The sequence below is a fragment of the Mycolicibacterium phocaicum genome (genome assembly GCF_010731115.1).
In the GTDB taxonomy this organism is placed as follows: Bacteria; Actinomycetota; Actinomycetes; order Mycobacteriales; family Mycobacteriaceae; genus Mycobacterium; species Mycobacterium phocaicum.
This window is the reverse complement of sequence record NZ_AP022616.1, coordinates 2,586,131-2,608,258: the sequence shown is the minus strand read 5'-3', so window position 1 is coordinate 2,608,258 and position 22,128 is coordinate 2,586,131. Positions and strand designations below refer to the sequence as shown.

Below are 22,128 nucleotides of genomic sequence, written 5' to 3'. Positions count from 1 at the left end.
CCCTCGCTGCGACAATCTTGGGCGTGAGTGAGCAGGCCAGCGCCGGATTCAGAAATGTCGCCATCGTCGCACACGTCGACCACGGCAAGACGACCCTCGTCGATGCCATGCTGCGGCAGTCCGGAGCCCTGGACCGGGGTGACGACTCCACCGAACGCATCATGGACTCGGGTGACCTTGAAAAGGAAAAGGGCATCACGATCCTGGCCAAGAACACCGCGGTGCACCGGCACAACGCCGACGGCACCGTGACGGTCATCAACGTGATCGACACCCCCGGCCACGCCGACTTCGGTGGCGAGGTGGAGCGCGGCCTGTCCATGGTCGACGGTGTCGTGCTGCTGGTCGACGCCTCCGAAGGCCCGCTGCCGCAGACCCGCTTCGTGCTGCGCAAGGCCCTGGCCGCGCACCTGCCCGTCATCCTCGTGGTCAACAAGACCGACCGGCCCGACGCCCGCATCGCCGAGGTCGTCGAGGAGAGCCACGACCTGCTGCTCGACGTCGCCTCCGACCTGGACGAGGAAGCCCAGGCGGCGGCCGAGAAGGCGCTCGACCTGCCGACCCTGTACGCGTCGGGTCGCGCCGGTGTCGCCTCGACCGTCCAGCCGGCCAACGGCGAGGTGCCCGACAGCGAGAACCTGGACCCGCTGTTCGACGTGCTGCTCGAGCACATCCCGGCGCCCAAGGGCAACCCGGACGCCCCGCTGCAGGCGCTCGTGACCAACCTCGACGCGTCGGCCTTCCTCGGCCGTCTGGCGCTGGTGCGCGTCTACAACGGCAAGATCAAGAAGGGCCAGCAGGTGGCCTGGATGCGTGAGGTCGACGGCGCCCCCGTCATCACCACCGGCAAGATCACCGAGCTGCTCGTCACCGTCGGCGTCGAGCGCACCCCGACCACCGAGGCCGTCGCCGGCGACATCGTCGCCGTGGCGGGCATGTCCGAGATCATGATCGGTGACACCCTTGCCGACCTCGAGCACGCACACGCGCTGCCGCGCATCACCGTCGACGAGCCGGCCATCTCGGTGACCGTCGGCACCAACAGCTCGCCGTTGGCCGGCAAGGTATCCGGCCACAAGCTGACCGCGCGAATGGTCAAGTCCCGCTTGGACTCCGAGCTCATCGGTAACGTCTCGATCCGCGTCGTCGACATCGGCCGCCCGGACGCCTGGGAGGTCCAGGGCCGTGGCGAGCTGGCGCTCGCCATCCTGGTCGAGCAGATGCGCCGCGAGGGCTTCGAGCTGACGGTCGGCAAGCCGCAGGTGGTCACCCGGCAGATCGACGGCAAGCTGCACGAGCCGTTCGAGGCCATGACCATCGACTGTCCCGAGGAGTTCGTCGGCGCCATCACCCAGCTGATGGCCGCCCGAAAGGGCCGCATGGAAGAGATGACGAACCACGCCGCCGGCTGGGTTCGCATGGACTTCATCGTGCCGTCGCGTGGCCTGATCGGCTTCCGCACCGACTTCCTCACCCTCACGCGCGGCACCGGCATCGCCAACGCCGTGTTCGACGGCTACCGCCCGTGGGCCGGCGAGATCCGCGCCCGGCACACCGGTTCGCTGGTCTCCGACCGCAGCGGCACGGTGACCCCGTTCGCGATGATCCAGCTGGCCGACCGCGGTCAGTTCTTCGTCGAGCCGGGCCAGGACACCTACGAGGGCCAGGTCGTGGGCATCAACCCGCGCGCCGAGGACCTCGACATCAACGTCACCCGTGAGAAGAAGCTGACCAACATGCGCAGCTCGACCGCCGACGTCATGGAGACGCTGGCGCGGCCGCTGGAGCTCGGCCTGGAGCAGGCCATGGAGTTCTGCGCCGAGGACGAGTGCGTCGAGGTCACCCCCGAGGTCGTGCGCGTGCGCAAGGTCGAGCTGACCGCCAGCCTGCGCGCTCGCGCCAAGGCCCGCGAGAAGGCCCGCAACTAACTCTCACCGAACCGAAAGGCCGGCCGGCGCACGCGTTTTCGCGAAGCGCTAGCCGGCCTTCTGGTTTTGGTCCAGCCACGCGACACCCTCGTCGGCCGCCTTGATCAGCGCGCCGCGCTCACCGAAGTACGTGGACACCGCGCCGACCCACGGCAGCGCGCTCAGGCGCTGCCACCACTTGGTCGGCTGTGGCCGCTTGGCGATCTCGTCGAACGTCGCGCGCAGGATGCCGGCCAGCTGCCAGATGCTCTTGACGACGACGACCGGCAGCGACGACGTGATGGCCTCCAGGGGCTTCCAGCCGTCCGGCGGGGTGTCGGGCAGCGGCTCCGGCTCCGCGGCCTGCGGCACGTCGAAGTCCGCGGACAGCTGGCGCCCGCACAACACCGCGGCGAGCAGCCGCACCTGCTCGCGCCGATCGGTGACGCCGTATTCGCGGGCCACCGCGCACAGCACGATGGCGTGGTTGATGAAACCGGCCAATTCGCTGACCGGCAGTACCCGGGCCAGCACACCGAACGCGCCCGGCGTGGCCACCAGCACGGTGTTCAACGCGCCGACGCGGTGCACCCACCAGTGGATGCGCTCGTCCCGGCTCAGCCGCTCCCACGCGGCGGTACCGGGCAGGTCAGCGGCGTTCATCAGGTGGGCGCCCGCGTTCAGCGCCCGGTCCGCGGTGCTGGGGCTGCGGCCGGCCTCGGCACGCCGGTGCCCCACCCGCAGCCGACGGACCAGGCCGACCAAACCGCGCGGCGGGGTCAGGAGCCGGTGGGTGCGCCTGCGGAGCCCGATCGGATCGGCCTGCGACAGCACGTTGAGCAATGGGTTGATGACGGCGACGGCACGGCTCAGCGCGTCGGCGACGTCGGCATCGGACAGTGGGGTGTACGGCTTCGGCAGTAGGCCCATACCGGAAATTGTGGACCACATCAGGGGCGAGCGGCGCGACGGGGATTTGCGGCGGGGGCCTCGGATGGTGGTTCGGGCTCACCCGGCGGATACCCTGAACGGCGTGCCGACCGCCCGCCGCCAGCTGATGACGACAGGCGCACTGGTGTCGGTCCTGGCGCTTGCGGGCTGCACCGTCAGTCCGCCGCCGGCGCCGCGCAGCACCGAGACGATCAAGACCGTCGTCCCGCCGCCGCCCAAGATGAGCCAGATCATCATGGCCATCGACTGGATCGGCCCCGGGTTCAACCCGCATCTGCAGTCCGACCAGTCGCCGGTCAACGCGGCCATCTCGGCGCTGGTCCTGCCGAGCTCGTTCCGGCCCATCGCCGATCCGGCGTCGCCCTCGGGGTCGCGCTGGGAACTCGACCCGTCGCTGCTGCTGTCGGCCGACGTGACCAATCAGAACCCGTTCACCGTCACGTACAAGATTCGTCCCGAGGCGCAGTGGACCGACAACGCGCCCATCGCCGCCGACGACTACTGGTACCAGTGGCGCCAGATGGTCAGCCAGCCCGGCGTCGTCGACCCGGCCGGCTACGACCTGGTGACCGGTGTCCAGTCGGTCGACGGCGGCAAGACGGCCGTCGTCACCTTCGCCCGGCCGTACCCGGCCTGGCGCGAACTGTTCAATAACATCCTGCCGGCGCACATCGTCAAGGACGTGCCGGGCGGTTTCGGTGCCGGGCTGGCGCGGGCCATGCCGGTGACGGGCGGCCAGTTCCGCGTCGAGAGCATCGACCCGCAGCGCGACGAAATCCTGCTGGCGCGCAACGACCGCTACTGGAGCGTGCCGTCGGTGCCCGACCAGGTGCTGTTCCGGCGCGGGGGATCGCCTGCGGCCCTTGCTGATTCGATCCGCAACCGGGATACCCAGGTGGCCCAGGTGCACGGCGGGCAGGCGACGTTCGCGCAACTCGCGGCCATCCCGGGCGTGCGGACCGCGCGGATCGTCACCCCGCGGGTCATGCAGTTGACGCTGCGCGCGCAGCGGCCCGCACTGACCGACGTCCAGGTGCGCAAGGCACTGCTGGGCCTGCTCGACGTCGGCCTGCTGGCCGCTGTCGGCGCGGGCAGCGACAACACCGTGACGCTGGCCCAGGCGCAGATCCGGACCCCGTCGGACCCGGGCTACGTGCCGACGGCGCCGCCGGCCCTCGACCGCAACGCCGCGATGGACCTGTTGGTGCGTGCCGGGTACAACATCGAGCCCGACGTCGCGCCGCCGTCGCCTCCCGGCATGCCACCGCCGCCCGGCCACGATCGGCTGGTCAAAGACGGCAAGCCGCTGGGGTTGGCCATCGGCGTCGCCGCCAACGACCCGACGTCGGTCGCGGTGGCGAACACGGCAGCCGACCAACTGCGCAGCGTCGGGATCGAGGCCACCGTGCTGGCCATGGATCCGGTGGCCCTGTACGCCGAGGGACTGGAGCGGGTAGACGCGATCGTCGGTTGGCGTCATGCCGGGGGCGACCTGGCGACGGTGCTGGCATCGCGCTACGGCTGCCCGGGACTGGACGCGACGGCGGTCTCCACCGCCACGCCGCCGGCGCCCACGGGACAGCCGACGGCGTCAACCTCGAAAACCGCTGTGCCGCAGCCGTCGACGCCGACGGTGACGTCGACGGCGCCGACCATCCCGCTGCCCAAGCCGCTCGGCGGCGATCAGCTGGTGCAGGCGCCCAGTAACTTGACGGGCATCTGCGACCACGCGATCCAGCCGAAGATCGACGCGGCGCTCGCCGGTACCGAGAAGATCGCCGACGTGCTGAACGAGCTGGAGCCCAAGCTCTGGGCGATGGAGACGGTGCTGCCGATCCTGCAGGACACCACGATCGTCGCCGCGGGGCCGACGGTGCAGAACGTCAGCCTCACCGGCGCAGTCCCGGTCGGGATCGTGGGCGACGCCGGCAAGTGGGTCAAGGTCCCCTGAGCGGTTCGTGAGCCGGCGCTGCAGCGGCGGTCGCGCGAGCGGCTGACTGCTCCCGCAGCAGCCGGATGCCGTGTGACGAGTACGCGGCCACGGCGAAAACCAGCAGCAGCCAGATCGGCGGATGCGCCAGCTCCCAGACGAAGAGCGCCGCGAACGCCGGGGCCCGCTGGGTGATCGCGAGGACGCCCGCCGCACAGGTCAGTGCCATGGCGGGTAGGTGCAGATGCGTATCGGCCAGGCCGTTGAGAGCGAACGTCGCGACGGTGCCCGCGGCCGCACCGGTGGCCAGCGCCGGGGTGATCAGACCGCCGACCGCGCCGACCCGCAGATACAGCGCGGTGAGAAGCGGTTTGAGCACCAGGAGAACCGCCGCGGCGGCGAGGCTCAGCTGCGCGTCGACGCTGACGATCAGCACGCTGCGGCCGTTGCCGGGCAGCTCGGGCCGGTAGATCGAGCAGATGCCGGTCACCAGCCCCGCCAGTGCGACGCCCGGGATGAGCAGCCAGGAGGTCAGCTGCGGCTTGGGTCCCGCTGCCGTCATCAACCGGTTGAACGTCAGGCCGATCACCACCGCCAGGGGTGCGATGGCCAGTGCCAGCATGGCGAATTGGTACGACAGTGCCGGATCCGGCCAGGTGAGGTCGCGCTCGAAATGGGTGACCGGATGCGACACCGCGACCGCCAGGCTCGACGTGATGAGCGCCGTGCCGACGACCTTGGGGTGCCAGGTGCCCATCATGACGCGCGCGGCGAAGAACGCCCCACCCAGCGGCACGCTGTACACCGCGCCCAGGCCGGCCCCCGCGGCGCAGGACAGCAGAATCTCGCGGTCGCGGGCCGTCAGCGTGCCCAGGGTCGACGATGTCAGACGGCCCAGCCACGTCGTGCCGTAACTGCTCAGGACAGCGGCCAACTGGCGCGGCGCCGTCTCGCGGCCCAGCGAGGCGCCGGAGCCGACGGCCAGGGCCTGCAAGGCCGCGTCGGCCGCCATCGGCAGGTGCTGCATCGGCTTCTTGCCGGCGATGGTCGCCGACAGTGACGGCACCCCGCTGCGGCGGCGCAGGATCCACCAGCCGAGTCCGGCGAGTGCCCCGCCGATGGCCGGCGCGAGGGCACGCCGGACCGGTGAACTGGCGCCGATTCCGTCGAGCAGGAGCCCGTACGAATAGTGGTAGGCGAGATGTTCGATGGCGTGCAGCATCGAGACGGTGATGGCTCCGGCCACGCCGGCGAGCAGGCCGGTGAGCAGCACCGCACTGCCGAACTCGAGCGCACGTCGCGTCACCCGGTGAATGTATGCCAGCCTGGGGGATATGGAGACCCCACGGCTGCTGTTCGTCCACGCCCATCCGGATGACGAGACACTGACTACCGGAGCGACCATCGCGCACTACGCGGCGCGCGGCGCCGATGTCCGGGTGCTCACCTGCACCCTGGGCGAAGAGGGTGAGGTCATCGGTTCGCAGTGGGCGCAGCTGGCGGTCGACGGGGCCGACCAGCTGGGCGGCTACCGCATCGGCGAATTGTCTTTGGCGCTCAAGGAATTGGGTGTCGATCAGCCGCGCTATCTGGGTGGGGCCGGCCGCTGGCGCGACTCTGGCATGGAGGGCAGCCCGGCCCGGCACCGCGAACGGTTCGCGGACGCCGACATGGACGAGGCTGTCGGCGCCCTGGTGGCCGTGCTGCGGGACTTCCGCCCGCACGTCGTCGTCACCTACGACCCCAACGGCGGCTACGGGCACCCCGACCACATCCAGGCGCACCGGGTGACGACGGCTGCGGTCGCCGCGTCGGCGGGTGACGGTCATCCGGGCGAGCCGTGGCAGGTCCCGAAGTTCTACTGGACCGTGATGGACGGTGAGTCGATGGCCGAGGCGCTGGAGTCCATCAACGAGGTCGAGCTGCCCGACAGCTGGGTGCGGATCCCGGCCAGTGCGCTGCCGTTCGATCTCGGTCACCGCATCGACGCCGTCATCGACGCGCAGGACAGCCTGCCGGCCAAGGTCGCCGCCATGCGGGCCCACCAGACTCAGGTGACGGTCGAGCCGAGCGGCCGGGTCTTTGCGCTGTCCAACAACATCGCGCTGCCGATCAGTGCCGTCGAGCACTACCTGTTGGTCGACGGCGCGGCGGGCGAACGCGACGACCGTGGTGTGGAAACTGACCTACTCAGCGGGATAAACCTCGCGTGACACCGGGAAGCGGGGGAGTAGGGTAGCCGCCATGGACGCGGATCTGGATCCCAACTTGCAGCACCTGCAGGGCCTCGGCGACAACTATCAGTGGGTCGTCGGCTCCCTCGTCGGGCTGCTCGACAGCATCCCGACCTGACGTCTGCCCCGGTGCGCGCCGACTCCGGTCGGGCGCGCTCATTGATGCTCGGTGTGCTGGCGTTCGATGGCGCCTTGTCGGCCATTGCCGGTGCACTGTTCCTGCCGCTCTATCTCGGCCCCGTGCCGTTCCCGATCAGTGCGCTGATCAGTGGTCTCGTCAACGCGGCCCTGGTCTGGGCCGGCCTGCAGTGGACGTCCCGCCCTCGCCTGGCCGCGCTCCCGATGTGGGCCTGGTTGTCGACGGTCGTGCTCCTGCTGCTCGGTGGCCCCGGCGATGACGTCGTGTTCGGCGGCGCCGGAATCATGCAGGCCTCACCGTTGATCTTCCTGCTCCTCGGTGCGACGCCGCCCGGTGTGGTGCTGTGGCGCCATGCTCAGCGGCGCGCCGCACTGCCGGATTGACGTCCGGTCTCTCTGCTGCCCGGTAAGTGGCGAATGTGCGACCAGATCGCCCGAACCCGTCGGGAGGACGATCTGTGTGCACCGTCGCGGCATTTCCGCATCGACTCCGCACTGAGGGCGACAACTATCGAGTAGATGCCGCCGTGGCCGCAGGGTCGATCGCGGTGCCTGGTTGGTCCTGCGGTTGTGGCGGGAAAGGTCGAGTGCCTGCCGCCGCTGACGCAGAGCCAACGACGGTGTCGGTGAATCTGCGGTCAGGGCGCGGTGATCGACGTGTGACAAGAGCAGGCGAACCTGGGCGCCTGGCTCAGCTATTGGCTGAGTGACTTCCCGAACCGGCCTTCTGGCCGCCGGCGGCACCCTGCGACTGGCCGGCGCCCTTCTCACCCTTGGCCTTCTCGCCCTTCGCCTTGCCGCCGCCGGCCTTGTCGCCGCCGGCCTTGTCGCCCTTGGCGGGCTTCGTCGTTCCGGTGGTGCCGGTCTGGTTATCTGCGCCGGCGTTGTTGTTCTTGACCTCGGTCTTGTCGCCGGGCTTCTTGTCGCGGGTCTTGGTGGGCTTGGGCGCCTTGACCTCGTCCTGCGGCTGGGCCGATCCCGCGGGGTCGCCGGCGGCCGGAGCGCCGGCCTTGGGCTCGTCGGTCTTGGGCTCGGTCTTGGGGTCGGACTTGGGCTCGGTCTTCGGGTCGGTGGCTTTCGGATCGGCCTTGGGTTCGGTCTTCGGGTCCGCCTTGGGCTCGGCCTTCGGGTCGGCCGGCTGCTGTCCGACGTCGGTGCCCGCGGGCTGCGTGCCCTTGTCGTCGGCCTTGCCCTTGTCGTCCGCCTTCGTCGGCGTCTCCGCAGGCTTCTCGGTGGACTTCTCCGCAGCCTTGTCCGCCGGGTTCTGCGCGGCGGTCGGCGCGAGCTTGGTCGCCGGGTCGGTCTGCGCGGCGGCCTTGGCTGGGGCCAGGCCGGCGGCCAGGCTGGTCAGCGTGGTCTGCACCGTCTTGGCGATCGACTCGAGCGTCGTCTGCGTGGCGGCCAGCGAGCCGATGGGCGGCAGCGGCGGAATCGGCGGGATGATCCAACCGAAGAAGTAGTTGAACTCCGCGATACCGAAGTTGATGACGTCATTGACCGAGTAGCGGATCGCATTGCCGATGCCGTTGACCCACACGCCCAGGTTGAGCGGATCGTTCACGATCGGGACGACCGCCTGGTAGAAGATGTTGTCCGAGACGGGCCGGATCAGCGTCCAGTAGAAGATGTCGGTCTGCGCCGCGATCGTGCCCGTGAACGGCACGAACCAGTTCAGCCAGTAGAGAACGTCGGTGGCGTAGTCGACGCCCCAGTCGACCCACGCCTGAATGCCGGTGTACGCGTTGGTCAGCCAGTCACTGGCCGCGTTCTGCGGCGTGACGACCGGCCCGGCTGCCAACGGTGCGGCCGCCAGCGGGTTCGGCCCGACCTTGGGGACGACGCCCGCGGCAGGCAGCTTCGGCGCCGGTGGCGTCATGTTGCTCGCCGCGGCCAGCAGTTTGACCATGGCCTCGGTCAGGTGCGGTTGGACTGCGGTCGGGTGCGCCGGCACCGCGACGTCGGCGGGAACCACCTGCACCGGGGTCAGTGCGAGGGCCGTGGCGGTCGCAGCAGCGGCGCCCGCCATCACATATGAGCGGATAGAAACGGACACCATGGCTCCTCGAAATGATCGCGTCCCGACGCTCTGAACTTACGCGGTCGTCACCAAATTCGGCTAATAGTCTGCGGGTTTGCTGTGTGTGTCTGGGCATGGGGCCCGCGCCGCGCCGACCTGCTGGCGCTACTGTGGCCGGTATGCCAGGCGCAGTGGTTTCAGAATGTGAGACGCGTGGATGAACGTCGACTTCAGCGGGGTTACACGGAAGTGGCTCTGAACCCCCAGAACGGCGCCGACCTGCCTCTGCCCGTGGTCCCACCGCTCGCCGCCCCCGCATCGTCGTCCGCCTTGCGTCGCGTCCTGCGCCGCGCCCGTGATGGCGTGTCGCTGAATGTGGACGAGGCCGCCATCGCGATGACGGCCCGCGGCGATGACCTCGTCGACCTGTGTGCGAGCGCGGCCCGTGTCCGTGACGCGGGGCTGGAGGCAGCGGGACGGCGCGGCGCCGCCGGCCGGTTGCCGGTGTCGTATTCGCGCAAGGTGTTCATCCCTGTCACGCATCTGTGCCGCGACACGTGCCATTACTGCACGTTCGTGACGGTGCCGGGCAAGCTGCGCGCCCAGGGCATGGGCATGTACATGGAGCCCGACGAGATTCTCGACGTGGCCCGCCGCGGCGCCGAGATGGGTTGCCAGGAGGCGCTTTTCACCCTCGGTGACCGCCCGGAGGACCGCTGGGACGAGGCCAAGCAGTGGCTCGACGAGCGTGGCTACGACTCGACCCTGGATTACGTGCGGGCCATGGCGATTCGCGTCCTCGAGGAAACCGGTCTGCTGCCGCACCTGAACCCCGGCGTCATGAGCTGGTCGGAACTGTCGCGGCTCAAGCCCGTCGCGCCGTCGATGGGCATGATGCTCGAGACGACGTCGCGCCGGCTGTTCGAGACCAAGGGGCTGGCGCACTACGGCAGCCCCGACAAGGACCCGGCGGTGCGGCTGCGCACCCTGGACGACGCCGGCCGGTTGTCCATCCCGTTCACCACGGGCCTGTTGGTCGGCATCGGTGAGACCCTCACCGAGCGGGCCGAGACCATGCACGCGATCCGCAAGTCGCACAAGGAATTCGGGCACGTCCAGGAAGTCATCGTGCAGAACTTCCGGGCCAAGGATCACACCGCCATGGCGGCGACGCCCGATGCCGGGATCGACGATTTCCTGGCGACCATCGCGGTGACGCGCCTGGTGCTGGGCCCTAAGATGCGGATCCAGGCGCCGCCGAATCTGGTGTCCCGCGAGGAATGCCTGGCGCTCATCGCCGCCGGTGTCGACGACTGGGGTGGCGTTTCGCCGCTGACCCCCGACCACGTCAACCCGGAACGGCCGTGGCCCGCGCTCGACGACCTGGCGTCGGTGACGGCCGAAGCCGGTTATGACCTGGTGCAGCGGTTGACGGCGCAGCCGTCGTACGTACAGGCCGGGGCGGCGTGGATCGACCCGCGCGTGCGGGGACATGTCGATGCCCTGGCCGATCCGGAGACCGGGTGGGCGCGCGAGGTGAACCCCGTGGGCCTGCCGTGGCAGGAACCCGACGAGGCGTCAGAGTCGTTGGGCCGCACCGATCTGCACACCGCGATCGACACCGAGGGCCGGCTGACCGAGACCCGCAGCGACCTGGGTAGCGCGTTCGGGGACTGGGAGTCGATCCGGGAGAAGGTCTCCGAGCTCGCGGCCCGTGCGCCGGAGCGGATCGACACCGACGTGCTCGCTGCCCTGCGGTCGGCGGAGCGCAACCCCGGCGGCTGCTCCGACGACGAGTACCTGGCGCTGGCCACCGCCGACGGACCGGCGCTCGATGCCGTTGCGGCGCTGGCGGATTCGTTGCGGCGTGACGTCGTCGGCGACGACGTCACGTTCGTCGTGAACCGGAATATCAACTTCACCAACATCTGCTATACCGGCTGCCGGTTCTGCGCCTTCGCGCAGCGCAAGGGTGACGCCGACGCCTACTCACTGTCGACGGACGAGGTCGCCGACCGGGCGTGGGAGGCGCATGTCGCCGGGGCCACCGAGGTCTGCATGCAGGGCGGCATCGACCCCGAGTTGCCCGTCACCGGATATGCCGACCTGGTCCGCGCGGTGAAGAAGCGCGTGCCGTCGATGCACGTGCATGCCTTCTCGCCCATGGAGATCGCCAACGGCGTCACGCGCAGCGGCATGTCGGTGCGGGAGTGGCTGACGGCGCTGCGCGAGGCCGGCCTGGACACCATCCCGGGCACCGCGGCCGAGATCCTCGACGACGAGGTCCGCTGGGTGCTGACCAAGGGCAAGCTGCCGACGGCCGAGTGGATCAACGTGGTGACCACCGCGCATGAGGTGGGGCTGCGGTCGTCGTCGACGATGATGTACGGGCACGTCGACACCCCCAAGCATTGGGTGGGCCACCTGAACGTGCTGCGCGGAATCCAGGACCGCACAGGCGGTTTCACCGAGTTCGTGCCGCTGCCGTTCGTGCACCAGAGCAGCCCGCTGTATCTGGCCGGCGGGGCGCGCCCGGGCCCGACGCACCGCGACAACCGCGCGGTGCACGCGCTGGCGCGAATCATGCTGCACGGCCGGATTCCGAGCATCCAGACCTCGTGGGTGAAGCTCGGCGTCGAGCGCACCCAGGTGATGCTGCAGGGCGGCGCCAACGATCTAGGCGGCACGCTGATGGAGGAGACCATCTCCCGCATGGCCGGTTCGGAGAACGGCTCGGCCAAGACCGTCGCCGAACTGGTCGCCATCGCCGAAGGCATCGGCCGCCCGGCCCGCCAGCGCAGCACCGACTACTCGCCCCTCGCTGCCTAGCCCTCTCCCGCGAGCAGGGGTGCCCCGCCTTCCCCCGCGAGCGGCCGCGTTTGTACGGGCTTTCGCGGTGTGTCGCGTGCACTTTGCGCACGCTCGCGCGCCGCGAGTGTCACGCTGTGAGGCGTGAACACCATTGGTGACCTGCCCGCTCATCCGCTGCTGGTGCACGCGATCGTCGTCCTGACACCGCTGACGGCCGTCCTGACGATCCTGTGCGCCGTGTGGACGGCGGCCCGGGAGCGGCTGGTGTGGCTGACGCTGGCGTTGTCGGTGACGACGGTCATCCTGACGCCGTTCGCCATCGAAGCCGGCGAGGCACTGATCCACCAGCTGCCCAAGAACCCCGTCCTGCGCGAGCACGCCGAACTCGGCGATACCGCAATCTTTTTCGTCATCGGGCTGTTTGTCGTGTCGTTGGCGGTCGCGGTCCTGCACCGGTGGGGCACGTGGCTCGGGGACAGGGAGAAGCTGGCACGGGTCGTGGTCGCGGTGCTGGCCGTCGTCGTCGGCGTGGCGACGATCTATCAGATCGTGCGGATCGGCCATACCGGTGCCCGTGCCGTCTGGGGCGACTTCAGCCTGTAGTTCGGGTCACCACGTGGTGCGACACTCCAACGCCGAGCGTGGCGCTTGCTGATGACGACACGCCGCGCGGAGCGCGGCAACCCCCACTCTCGACGTAGGGCCGCGAGCCGCACAGTGTTGGACTAGAGCTTGGCAGCCAGCTCGGTGCCCTGGCGGATGGCCCGCTTGGCGTCCAACTCTGCCGCGACGGCCGCCCCGCCGATGATGTGCGGTTCGATGCCGGCCTGACGCAAGCCGTCTTCGAGGTCGCGGACGGACTCCTGTCCGGCGCAGATCACCACGTTGTCGACCTCCAGGACGCGCGCCCCGGACCGGTCCGAACCGAAGCTGATGTGCAGCCCGGCGTCGTCGATCTTCTCGTAGTTGACGCCGGAAAATTGCTGTACGCCTTTGGCTTTGACCGACGCCCGGTGCACCCAGCCGCTCGTCTTCCCCAGTCCGCGGCCCTGGGCGCCCTTGGTGCGCTGTAGCAGGTACACCTCGCGCGCCGGCGGCAGCGGGATCGGGGTGGTCAGCCCGCCGCGCGAGTCGCCGCCGTCGGCGATGCCCCACTCAGCCCGCCATTCCTTGAGGTTCAAGGTGGGGGATTCATCGACGGTGAGGAATTCGCTGACGTCGAAACCGATTCCGCCGGCGCCGATCACGGCCACCCGCTTGCCGACCGCCGCTCCGGTCAGTGCCTCCGCGTACGACAGCACCATCGGGTGGTCGATGCCCGGGATCGCCGGCATGCGCGGCGCGACGCCGGTGGCGAGGATGACGTCGTCGTAGCCGGACAGTTCGTCGGCCGACGCCCGGGTGTTCAGCCGGACGTCCACACGGTGTTTGGCCAGCATCGTGGTGTAGTACCGGAGCGTCTCGTTGAACTCTTCCTTGCCGGGAATCCTTCGCGCCAGGTCGAATTGGCCGCCGATGTGGCCGCCGGCCTCGAACAGCGTCACGTCGTGCCCGCGCTCGGCGGCGGTGACGGCCGCAGCCAGGCCGGCCGGTCCGGCGCCGACGACCGCGATCCGCCTGGTCGTCCGGGTCTTGCCCAGTACCAACGTGGTTTCGTGCCCGGCTCGTGGATTCAGCAGGCACGACACGGTTTTGTGCACGAACGCGTGGTCCAGGCAGGCCTGGTTGCAGGCGATGCAGGTGTTGATCTCGTCGGCGGCGTCGTGCTGTGCCTTGCGCACCCAGTCGGGGTCGCTCAGCAGCGGCCGGGCCATCGAGATCAGCTGCACCGCACCGTCGGCCAGGATCTGTTCGGCGGACTGCGGCATGTTGATCCGGTTGGAGGCCACCACGGGGATGCTCACGTGCTGGGCCACCGCGTTGCTGATGTCCGCGAACGCGCTGTTGGGTACCGACGTGACGATGGTCGGCACCCGCGCTTCGTGCCAACCGATTCCGGTGTTGATGATCGTCGCGCCGGCCGCTTCGATTTCCGTTGCCAGCGTGAGGATTTCCTCCCACGTCTGGCCGTCCTCGACGTAGTCGGCCATGGACAGCCGGTAGCAGATGATGAAGTCGTGGCCGACGGCCTCGCGGGTGCGCCGGACGATCTCGACGGGGAACCGGCGACGCTTCTCGGGGTTACCGCCCCAGGCGTCGGTGCGCTTGTTGGTGCGCGGCGCCAGGAACTGGTTGAGCAGATAGCCCTCGCTGCCCATGATCTCGACGCCGTCGTAACCGGCCTCGCGGGCCAGCAGCGCGCATTTCACGAAGTCGTCGATGGTGCCTTCGACGTCGCGCAGCGCGCGCGGCCGGAATGGATTGATGGGCGCCTTGATCGACGACGCGCTGACCGAAAGCGGATGGTACGCATAGCGTCCCGCGTGCAGCACCTGCAGCAGAATCTTGCCGCCTTCGGCGTGGACGGCCGTGGTGATCCGGCGGTGCCGACGGGCATCAGGCGACGAGATCATCTCGGCGGCGAACGGCAGCAGCCAGCCGGTGCGGTTGGGGGCGTATCCGCCGGTGATGATCAAACCGACGCGGCCCCGGGCCCGCTCGGCGAAGTACTCGGCGAGCTTGCCGGTGTCGCGGGCGCGATCCTCCAGGCCCGTGTGCATCGAGCCCATGATCACCCGGTTGCGCAGCGTCGTGAACCCAAGGTCCAACGGGGACAACAGGTTCGGATAGGGCGTTGAATGCGGCGCGGTCATCGGTTTCCTCTCAATGCCAGCAGAACTTCGTCCAACCAGTCCACCGATCCCTCCTCGGCGCGGATACCGCCGCGCAGCACCAGGTACTGATGCAGCGCGCTGCCGGTGAGCCAGGACGGGTCGGGGAACTGACGTTTCTCATAGCCGCGGTAGGTGTCGAGCAGCGCGGCGCGTTCGGCGCGCAGCGCGCGAATCTGCTCGCACAGGGCTGCGGTGCTGTCCGCGGACCCGTACGTCGCACCGCGCAGTTTCACCGCGAGTTCGCGCGTACGAGCGTCGGTCACGGAACTGCCGCGGCCGGTGAGGGGTTCGGCGATCCAGCGTTCGAGTTCGGCCCGGCCGGCGTCCGTCACCGTGTAGACCTTCTTGTCCGGACGCCCGTGCTGCGCGACGACCTCGACGCTGACCCAGCCGTCGGTGCCCATGGTGCGCAGCGTCTTGTAAATCTGCTGATGGGTGGCGGCCCAGAAGTAGCCGATCGATCGGTCGAACCGGTTGGCCAGTTCGTAACCGGAACCGGCTTGTTCGCACAGCGCCACAAGGATGGCGTGGGGGAGAGCCACGGCCCGAGCCTAGGCGCTACCGGCGGTCCTATGCAACAGATTGCAAAGCGAAAAATGACACGCGTAAAAAGCTGTGGTGGGAACTAGTCGGACGGTATGTGCAACGTCTAGTATCAGTAACCACGCGCCACCCTTCCCGGGCGGCGCGTAAAGTTAGGTGACACTGAGCCAGACGCTTCGGTACGGGCGCACCATACTGACGTCTGCTCGTTGTATTCCTGACGAGCCAGCAGCCCACTGGAACAGGAGAACCACCGGTGACGTACGTCATTGCCGAACCCTGCGTCGACGTCAAAGACAAGGCATGTATCGAAGAATGCCCGGTCGATTGCATCTACGAGGGTGCACGCATGTTGTACATCCACCCCGATGAGTGCGTGGACTGTGGCGCTTGTGAGCCCGTCTGCCCCGTCGAGGCCATCTACTACGAGGACGATGTCCCCGATCAGTGGAGCGGATACACCCAGAACAACGCTGACTTCTTCGCCGAGCTCGGCTCGCCGGGTGGTGCGTCGAAGGTCGGCCAGACCGACAACGACCCGCAGGCGGTCAAGGATCTCGCGCCGCAGGGCGAGTGACCCTGTCCGCTCGAACCAAGGTCTCGGCTGCCCTGCCGGTGTTCCCCTGGGACACCCTGGCTGACGCAACCGCGACCGCGCGTGCCCATCCGGACGGCATCGTCGATCTGTCCGTCGGCACGCCTGTTGACGACGTCGCGCCGGTGATCCGGGAGGCGCTGGCCGCTGCCAGTGCCTCACCGGGTTACCCGACGACGGCCGGTACGCCGGCCGTGCGCGCGTCGGCGGTGGCTGCGCTGCAGCGCCGCTACGGCATCACCGGCCTGCCGGAGCAGGCGGTACTGCCGGTCATCGGCACCAAAGAGGTCATCGCCTGGCTGCCGACGCTGCTCGGGTTGGGGGCCGCCGACACCGTGGTGGTGCCCGAGCTGGCCTACCCGACGTACGACGTCGGTGCGCGGCTTGCCGGTGCCCAGGTGCTGCGCGCCGATTCGCTGACCCAGATCGGGCCGCAGACGCCCGCGCTGGTGTACCTGAACTCGCCCAGCAACCCGACCGGCAAGGTGCTCGGTGTCGACCATCTGCGCAAGGTTGTCGGCTGGGCGCGTGAGCGCGGTGTCGTCATCGCGTCCGATGAGTGCTACCTCGGCCTGGCCTGGGACGCCCAGCCGCTGTCGGTGCTGCATCCCGACGTCTGCGACGGCGACCACACCGGTCTGCTGGCTGTGCACTCGCTGTCCAAGACCTCGTCGCTGGCCGGCTATCGGGCCGGTTTCGTCGCCGGTGACCCGGCTCTGGTCGCGGAACTGCTCGCGGTGCGCAAGCACGCCGGCATGATCGTCCCGACGCCCGTGCAGTCCGCCATGGTCGCCGCTCTCGACGACGACGAACACGAACGCGTCCAGCGCGACCGCTACGCCAAGCGCCGCGACGCGCTGCTGGCCGCGGTCCGCGGCGCCGGTTTCACCGTCGACCACTCCGAGGCGGGTCTGTACCTGTGGGCGACCCGCGGCGAGTCCGGGCGCGCGACGGTCGCGTGGCTGGCCGAGCGCGGCATCCTGGTCGCCCCGGGAGAGTTCTACGGCCCGGCCGGCGAGCAGTTCGTGCGCATCGCACTGACCGCGACCGACGAGCGCATCGCCGCCGCGGTTTCTCGGTTGGCCTAGTTCTTCCGCGAGCTGGGGGTACCTCCCGCTTGCGGGCGAACGCAAAACTGTCGCTTTTCTCGAGAAAAGCGACAGTTTTACGTCTTCTCGCGTAGGACTCAGTACTGGCGGTACCGCCGCTGGACGTGTTCCTGCCGGATCCGTATCTGCTCGCGGCGTTCATCGGCGCTGACGGTGCCGGTGGCTTCGGGCAGGTGCTTGCGGACCTCGTCGCGGCTGATCACCGTGACGGTCGCGGTCGGCAACTCCGCCGGCGGCACGCTGTACGTCCACCGCACCGTGAGGAAGCCTTGCGAATGTCCGGCGGTGTCAAGCCAATTCGGTACCTGCGGATCGACATCGGTGATGACGTAGCGCAGTCGGCCGTCCAGGTCGGGCTCGGTCTGAAATCCGTTGAGGCTGCTGACGTGATTGGCATAGTCGAGTGATTCACCCCAGAGGTTCGACAGGTGGAAGCCCAGATATGCCGGTGGCACAGGCACATTGAGCTCGACCAGTAAGGCCTCGTCGGGGCCCAGATCGTAGGTACCGCCCGAGTACACGTTGGTGCACTGACCGCCGCCCGTCGCGAGGTTGGCGGGCATGGGGGCGTTGAGTGCGTTGCGTGGCATCAACGTGATGCCATCACCGTTCTTGTCGCCGTGGGCTTCGAGGACGACGTCATAGAACTCATTCCAGAACCTCATCTGGTTCTCGACGAGATCACCGATACGTCGCAGGCGGTCCGCCGTGGAGGACGGGGTCAGCGAGGCTGGATGCGTTCCCTCGGCACCGATCTGCGCGATGTGCAGGTCTGGGCAGACTTCGTGCTCCCAGTCGTGAAAGAGCATGCGGGCGATGACATATCCGGCGTTCGCGCCATCGGTCGCGGTGGCGATGAAATTGCCGGTGTGGCCGGCCGGTCGCTCGGGCGACAGCAGGATCTCGAACCTGCCGTCGTCGTCGATGATGAGATCGATTGAGTCCAGCATGCCGGTGACGATGCGCCCGCCCGGGCCGAGCTCGGACAGGGAGCCGGTGTCGCCGGCGTACACCGTGTGCGTCTCGAAGATCATGTACTGCGGCGGGTTTGGCCCCGCCAGCTTGCCGCGAATGCGGTAATTCCGGCTGCCGTCGATGGCTGCCGACAGATAGAGCGCATCGGCGTTGTCGATGGTGGCCTTGTCGATGGGCTGGATGGCGCGCCGGAAGGCGGGAAACTCGGGGTCTTCGGTGAAGGCGCGTTCGATGGCGCTGAACGCGAAACCCATGAGATACCGGTAGCCTTCGGCGACACCGAGGGATGTCACGGGCGGCGCGTGCAGTTCAGGGGAGTCGACGGCATCGCGCGCCCGGCCGAGTGCGGCCATCATGTCGGTCCACGCTGCGCGCACGGTTTCGAGTTCAGCTGACATGAGCGTCCTTTTCTTCGTTGTCCCAGTGGTATTCGTCAAACAGGCCGGCAAGGCGCCGGTGGATGTCGTGCGGATCGAGCCCGAACTCGGCGAGGCTGTACCGATGCGTGGTCTCGTGGCCGGGATGGCGTTCGGCGGCCGTGAAAGCCTGGTCGGCTTCCGGACCGACGACCAGTCCGAGGTCGTCATAGACGCGGCGCATGGTCGCCGACGGTGCGCCGACGAGTTCGCGGTAGTCGACGACGCTCGCCCGCACCTCGGGGTGACGTGCCAGCACTTCGAGCGGGTGCAGATAGGTGTCGACCGACTGGTCGGCCAGAACCCGCAGAGAGCCGGCAATCAGCCGGCCATCGCGCCCGCGGAGCGACCACTCGGTCTGCATCAGCTTGAGCAGGCTGGGAATCGTCTCGTACGGATTACGCATCGGCACAATGATTCTCGCGTCGGGGAAGACCTCGATCAGGGTTTCCACCCGTCCGCAGAACGTCGGGTTCTTGCTCAGGTGGGTGCCGCCACCGCGCAGCGCGATCTGACGCCGGACGCATTCCTTGTAGAACGCCATCAGGCGAAGCCGCTTCCGGGCCGGCCACCGGTCGACGTGATAGAAGTCCAGCTCGCCCATGTAGGGGAACGCGACGATCCAGAACCCGGAACTCAGCGACCAGGTCAGGAAGGCGTCGTCTTCCTCGGGGACGAAGAAACCCGTCTTGTGGATGTCCTCGGTAGGGGCGAAAGTCTGTTCCTCGATGTCGTCGAGCCGCCGGCGCAAGCGTCCGCCGGTCGCGGCGTCGACGCGAAACAGCAAGCGCAGCAGCTTCTTCTCCAGTAGCGACGGAAAGAACAGCTCGTACATCAGGGCGTAGCTGAACTGCGGGTCCCGCGCCATCAAGCGGTGCAGGTACGTCGTCCCGCTACGCGCGTGACCGATGCAGAACGTCGGTGTGCGGACCTCGGTGCGGCGCAACGCCGGAAACAAGATCGGGTCGAGCGCGAAGCACAGTGCGTGCAGTGCCGCCACCAATGGCACGCCGACGGCGAATCGCGCAAAGGGTACCCACCGCCGCTGGGAACGGGCGTCCCTCCGCAGTAGGCGAAGCATCGTGACGTAGTTGGACCAGTTGAAGTAGAAACGCGACACAGGTGTTCCTCGAGCCGTGGAGTCGGAATGGGTCTGTCGCCACCGTAAGGAGATTTATTTGACTTTGTCAATCAATTGACAATGTCAATCAGGCTGGCTAGCGTCCTGGCGTATGCAGGTATTCGCCGCGATGTCGCCCGAGCTGCCGCTGACCCAGGTGCCGGCCTACGCGCGCCGGATCGAGCGACTCGGCTTCGACGGCCTGCACATCGCCGAGACGACGCACGACTCGCTGGCCGTGGCACTGCTGGCCGCCGAACATACTGAGCGACTGACCATCCGGACCGCCGTCACTCTGGCTTTCGTGCGCAGCCCGATGCTCACCGCGTATGCGGCGTGGGACCTGCAGACTTTCTCCGGCGGGCGATTCGAACTGGGTCTCGGCACGCAGATCCGGCAGAACATCGAGGACCGCTTCGGTATGCCGTGGAGCGAACCGCGGGCGCGCATGGCCGAATACGTCAGTGCGCTCAACGGCATCTTCGAAGCCTTCAGAACTGGTGGACCCGTGCAGCACGAGGGCGACGCCTACCGCATCACGCGCCTGCAGCCGTATTTCAACCCGGGGCCGAATGACCTGGCGCCACCACGGATCTGGCTGGGCGCGGTCAATGCCCGGATGTGTGAACTGGCCGGCGGGGTGGCGGACGGCGTTGTCACGCATTCCACCAATTCCGACCCGGACTACCTGAGCGAGGTTGTGCGCCCGGCACTTCGGCGCGGCGCGGCGGATGCCGGCCGCTCCGGATTGCCGATTCTCGTGGCGTCGGCCGCCGTTGCCACCGGCAGTACCGACCTGCTGGTCGAGCAGGACCGGGAGCGGCAACGCCGGATGCTGGCGTTCCTGCTCTCGACGCCCGCATACGCGGCGACCCTGAAACGAAAAGGCTGGCACGGCTTGGCCGACGACCTTCGTGCCCTCATCAAACAGCAACGGTGGCACGACCTGCCGACTGTGCTCAGCGACGCCGTGCTCGACCAGTTGGTGACGGCCGGGCGATACGATCAACTGCCGAATCTGCTGCGTGCCAAGTACGACGGCATCGCGGACGGGGTGGTGTTACCGCCGGTCGGTGCGGACGAGAACGAGGATGAACCGGTGCGGGCCTGCGTCCGGGACCTGCGGAACGGAGCGGGCGATGGCGTCGATTAGGGCATCGAAACGCAAGATGGAATCGGTCGATTCGATCAGTGCCGCCCTCGCGCAGGTGGTGCGGTTGAGCCTGAGCCGCGCGGCCTTCAAACGACAGGCCACCAGTGCCGACACCGAATTGTCCCAGCCGTCCTACGCTCTGCTGCGGGTGCTGATCGACGAAGGGCCGCAGGCTGTCGGGCAATTGGCTGCCACGGCGCACATGGACGTCGGCATGACCACGCGGCGCGTCCAGGCCCTGGTCGACGCCGGGCACGTCACCCGGCATGCCGACGGCAGCGACGGGCGGGTGTCCATCGTGCAGGTCACCGAAGCGGGACAACGTGCGGCCGACGCACTGCAGGACGTCCGTCGCGAACACCTGGCGCGCGCACTCGCGGACTGGACCGCCGACGATCTGCGTCAGCTCGATGTCTTGCTGAACCGCTTCGTCAACGACACGAAGGAAACTCCGATCTAGCGACTCAGTCCACGTCGAGCTGCGCCGGCACTGCCGAAGCAAGGGCGGCACGGCACGCCACGATGGCCGGTGTCTTGCTGATTGCGGTCCGCGTCGCGGTGAACACCACACGTCGCCGCGGATCGACGTCGACGACGCGGACCGCCGGACGGCGCCGGACCCGCATCAGGTCGGGGAGGATGGCGACGGCGTTGCCGTTCTCGATCAGCGCGATCTGGGCTTCCAGGTCGTCGGTTTCGAAGCGGACGTCGGGCTCGAAACCGGCTCGGCGACAAAGCTGTTCGGCCCAGTGCCGGGAAGCGGTGCCCTCGGGTTCCATGGTCCACGGCAGGTCGGCGGCGTCTTCGACCGAGGTGATGCGGTCCCACGGGTCGCCGCTCGGCGGTACGGCCAGCCGCAGCAGGTCGGTGGTCAGCGGTGCCCGGTGCAGATCGGGATACGCACGTGCGGCATGGCCTGGATACTCCTCGGCGATCACCAGATCGAACTCGCGCAGCCAGGTCTCGTAGAGTGCCTGCTCCGGTTCGCGTTGCGACATCGTCACGCGCAGCCGCGGATGGCGCGTCGCCAGCTCCGTCAGCATCTGTGGCATGAAGGCCGACGCCGCCGACTGGAAGACGGCCAGCCGGACGGTGCCGGATGCCTCGTCGCTCTGCACCGCGACGTCGGAGGCGGCCTGCTCGAGCCGCGCCAGGATGACCGCGGTGTGCTCGACCAGCACCTCGGCAGCGGGGGTGAGCCGCAGCCTGCGCCCGACCTTCTCCAACAGCGGCACGCCGACCTCGCGCTCGAGCTGGCTCAACGCCTGCGATATCGACGACGGGCTCTGGTGCAACGCCTCGGCGACCTCGGACAACGTGCCGCGCAGGCTCAGCTCGTGCAACAGGCGGAGCCTGCGGGTGTCGAGCAGATCGGCGCGCTGATGCTTCATCTCTACTTAAACTTTCATGTCAGAAAACATCGCTTTATTTTAAGTGTCCAACACGCTCATGATG

The 22,128-nt window shown here is 68.4% G+C and carries 18 protein-coding genes; 10 read left to right on the top strand and 8 right to left on the bottom strand.

What is annotated here, in order from left to right:
• Positions 1-23: 23 nt before the first annotated feature.
• A complete protein-coding gene (gene typA, locus G6N46_RS12440) occupies positions 24-1,928 on the top strand; it encodes a translational GTPase TypA (protein WP_138249648.1) in 1,905 nt (634 codons plus the stop codon).
• 48 nt (positions 1,929-1,976) lie between these two features.
• Here typA and G6N46_RS12435 read toward each other — a convergent pair whose 3' ends face one another.
• A complete protein-coding gene (locus G6N46_RS12435; RefSeq protein WP_135356283.1) occupies positions 1,977-2,837 on the bottom strand; it encodes a hypothetical protein in 861 nt (286 codons plus the stop codon).
• Positions 2,838-2,901: 64 nt separating this feature from the next.
• Between G6N46_RS12435 and G6N46_RS12430 the strand changes: the two genes are divergently transcribed.
• Complete coding sequence (locus G6N46_RS12430) at positions 2,902-4,809, top strand: ABC transporter family substrate-binding protein (protein ID WP_174814047.1); 1,908 nt, start codon at positions 2,902-2,904, stop codon at positions 4,807-4,809.
• Here G6N46_RS12430 and G6N46_RS12425 read toward each other — a convergent pair.
• On the bottom strand, positions 4,796-6,094 hold the full coding sequence (locus G6N46_RS12425; RefSeq protein WP_138249647.1) for a chloride channel protein: 1,299 nt from the start codon (positions 6,092-6,094) through the stop codon (positions 4,796-4,798). The genes G6N46_RS12430 and G6N46_RS12425 overlap by 14 nt on opposite strands.
• Before the next feature lie 28 nt (positions 6,095-6,122).
• On the opposite strand from G6N46_RS12425, the gene mshB reads away from it, so the two are divergent.
• On the top strand, positions 6,123-7,001 hold the full coding sequence (mshB, locus tag G6N46_RS12420; protein WP_138249646.1) for an N-acetyl-1-D-myo-inositol-2-amino-2-deoxy-alpha-D-glucopyranoside deacetylase: 879 nt from the start codon (positions 6,123-6,125) through the stop codon (positions 6,999-7,001).
• Positions 7,002-7,091: 90 nt separating this feature from the next.
• Entirely contained in the window at positions 7,092-7,544 is a 453-nt protein-coding gene (locus G6N46_RS12415; RefSeq protein ID WP_407665097.1) for a hypothetical protein, read from the top strand.
• Between the two features lie 307 nt (positions 7,545-7,851).
• Here the strand turns inward: G6N46_RS12415 and G6N46_RS12410 are convergent, their stop codons facing one another.
• On the bottom strand, positions 7,852-9,213 hold the full coding sequence (locus G6N46_RS12410) for a prolipoprotein diacylglyceryl transferase (protein ID WP_138249644.1): 1,362 nt from the start codon (positions 9,211-9,213) through the stop codon (positions 7,852-7,854).
• Between the two features lie 213 nt (positions 9,214-9,426).
• Between G6N46_RS12410 and G6N46_RS12405 the strand changes: the two genes are divergently transcribed.
• Positions 9,427-12,006, top strand: coding sequence for a bifunctional FO biosynthesis protein CofGH (locus tag G6N46_RS12405; RefSeq protein ID WP_138249643.1), 2,580 nt, complete (start codon positions 9,427-9,429; stop codon positions 12,004-12,006).
• Between the two features lie 123 nt (positions 12,007-12,129).
• Positions 12,130-12,591, top strand: coding sequence for a DUF2231 domain-containing protein (locus tag G6N46_RS12400; RefSeq protein WP_138249642.1), 462 nt, complete (start codon positions 12,130-12,132; stop codon positions 12,589-12,591).
• A 122-nt stretch (positions 12,592-12,713) separates the two neighbouring features.
• Here the strand turns inward: G6N46_RS12400 and G6N46_RS12395 are convergent, their stop codons facing one another.
• Positions 12,714-14,741, bottom strand: a complete 2,028-nt coding sequence (locus tag G6N46_RS12395; RefSeq protein ID WP_138249641.1) for an NADPH-dependent 2,4-dienoyl-CoA reductase — start codon at positions 14,739-14,741, stop codon at positions 12,714-12,716.
• Entirely contained in the window at positions 14,738-15,304 is a 567-nt protein-coding gene (locus tag G6N46_RS12390; protein ID WP_064860503.1) for a PadR family transcriptional regulator, read from the bottom strand. The genes G6N46_RS12395 and G6N46_RS12390 overlap by 4 nt, the downstream gene beginning before the upstream one ends.
• 257 nt (positions 15,305-15,561) lie before the next feature.
• Between G6N46_RS12390 and fdxA the strand changes: the two genes are divergently transcribed.
• Together fdxA and dapC are read left to right on the top strand one after the other, a co-directional pair.
• Positions 15,562-15,882 carry a ferredoxin gene (fdxA, locus tag G6N46_RS12385; RefSeq protein WP_029121628.1) on the top strand — a complete coding sequence of 107 codons (321 nt, stop codon included), beginning with the start codon at positions 15,562-15,564 and terminating at the stop codon, positions 15,880-15,882.
• Positions 15,879-16,988, top strand: coding sequence for a succinyldiaminopimelate transaminase (gene dapC / locus G6N46_RS12380; protein ID WP_275938042.1), 1,110 nt, complete (start codon positions 15,879-15,881; stop codon positions 16,986-16,988). Before fdxA ends, dapC begins: the two co-directional genes overlap by 4 nt.
• A 98-nt stretch (positions 16,989-17,086) precedes the next feature.
• On the opposite strand, the gene G6N46_RS12375 is transcribed toward dapC, so the two are convergent.
• Together G6N46_RS12375 and G6N46_RS12370 are read right to left on the bottom strand one after the other, a co-directional pair.
• A complete protein-coding gene (locus G6N46_RS12375) occupies positions 17,087-18,382 on the bottom strand; it encodes a DUF1214 domain-containing protein (RefSeq protein ID WP_138249640.1) in 1,296 nt (431 codons plus the stop codon).
• On the bottom strand, positions 18,372-19,481 hold the full coding sequence (locus G6N46_RS12370) for a sulfotransferase family protein (RefSeq protein ID WP_138249653.1): 1,110 nt from the start codon (positions 19,479-19,481) through the stop codon (positions 18,372-18,374). Before G6N46_RS12370 ends, G6N46_RS12375 begins: the two co-directional genes overlap by 11 nt.
• A 151-nt stretch (positions 19,482-19,632) precedes the next feature.
• On the opposite strand from G6N46_RS12370, the gene G6N46_RS12365 reads away from it, so the two are divergent.
• On the top strand, positions 19,633-20,673 hold the full coding sequence (locus tag G6N46_RS12365) for a TIGR03617 family F420-dependent LLM class oxidoreductase (RefSeq protein ID WP_138249639.1): 1,041 nt from the start codon (positions 19,633-19,635) through the stop codon (positions 20,671-20,673).
• Positions 20,660-21,133, top strand: coding sequence for a MarR family winged helix-turn-helix transcriptional regulator (locus tag G6N46_RS12360; RefSeq protein WP_138249638.1), 474 nt, complete (start codon positions 20,660-20,662; stop codon positions 21,131-21,133). Before G6N46_RS12365 ends, G6N46_RS12360 begins: the two co-directional genes overlap by 14 nt.
• A gap of 4 nt (positions 21,134-21,137) precedes the next feature.
• Here the strand turns inward: G6N46_RS12360 and G6N46_RS12355 are convergent, their stop codons facing one another.
• The gene (locus tag G6N46_RS12355; protein ID WP_082934878.1) at positions 21,138-22,064 is read right to left on the bottom strand and encodes a LysR family transcriptional regulator; all 927 of its coding nucleotides are present in this window, start codon (positions 22,062-22,064) and stop codon (positions 21,138-21,140) included.
• Between the last annotated feature and the right edge of the window lie 64 nt (positions 22,065-22,128).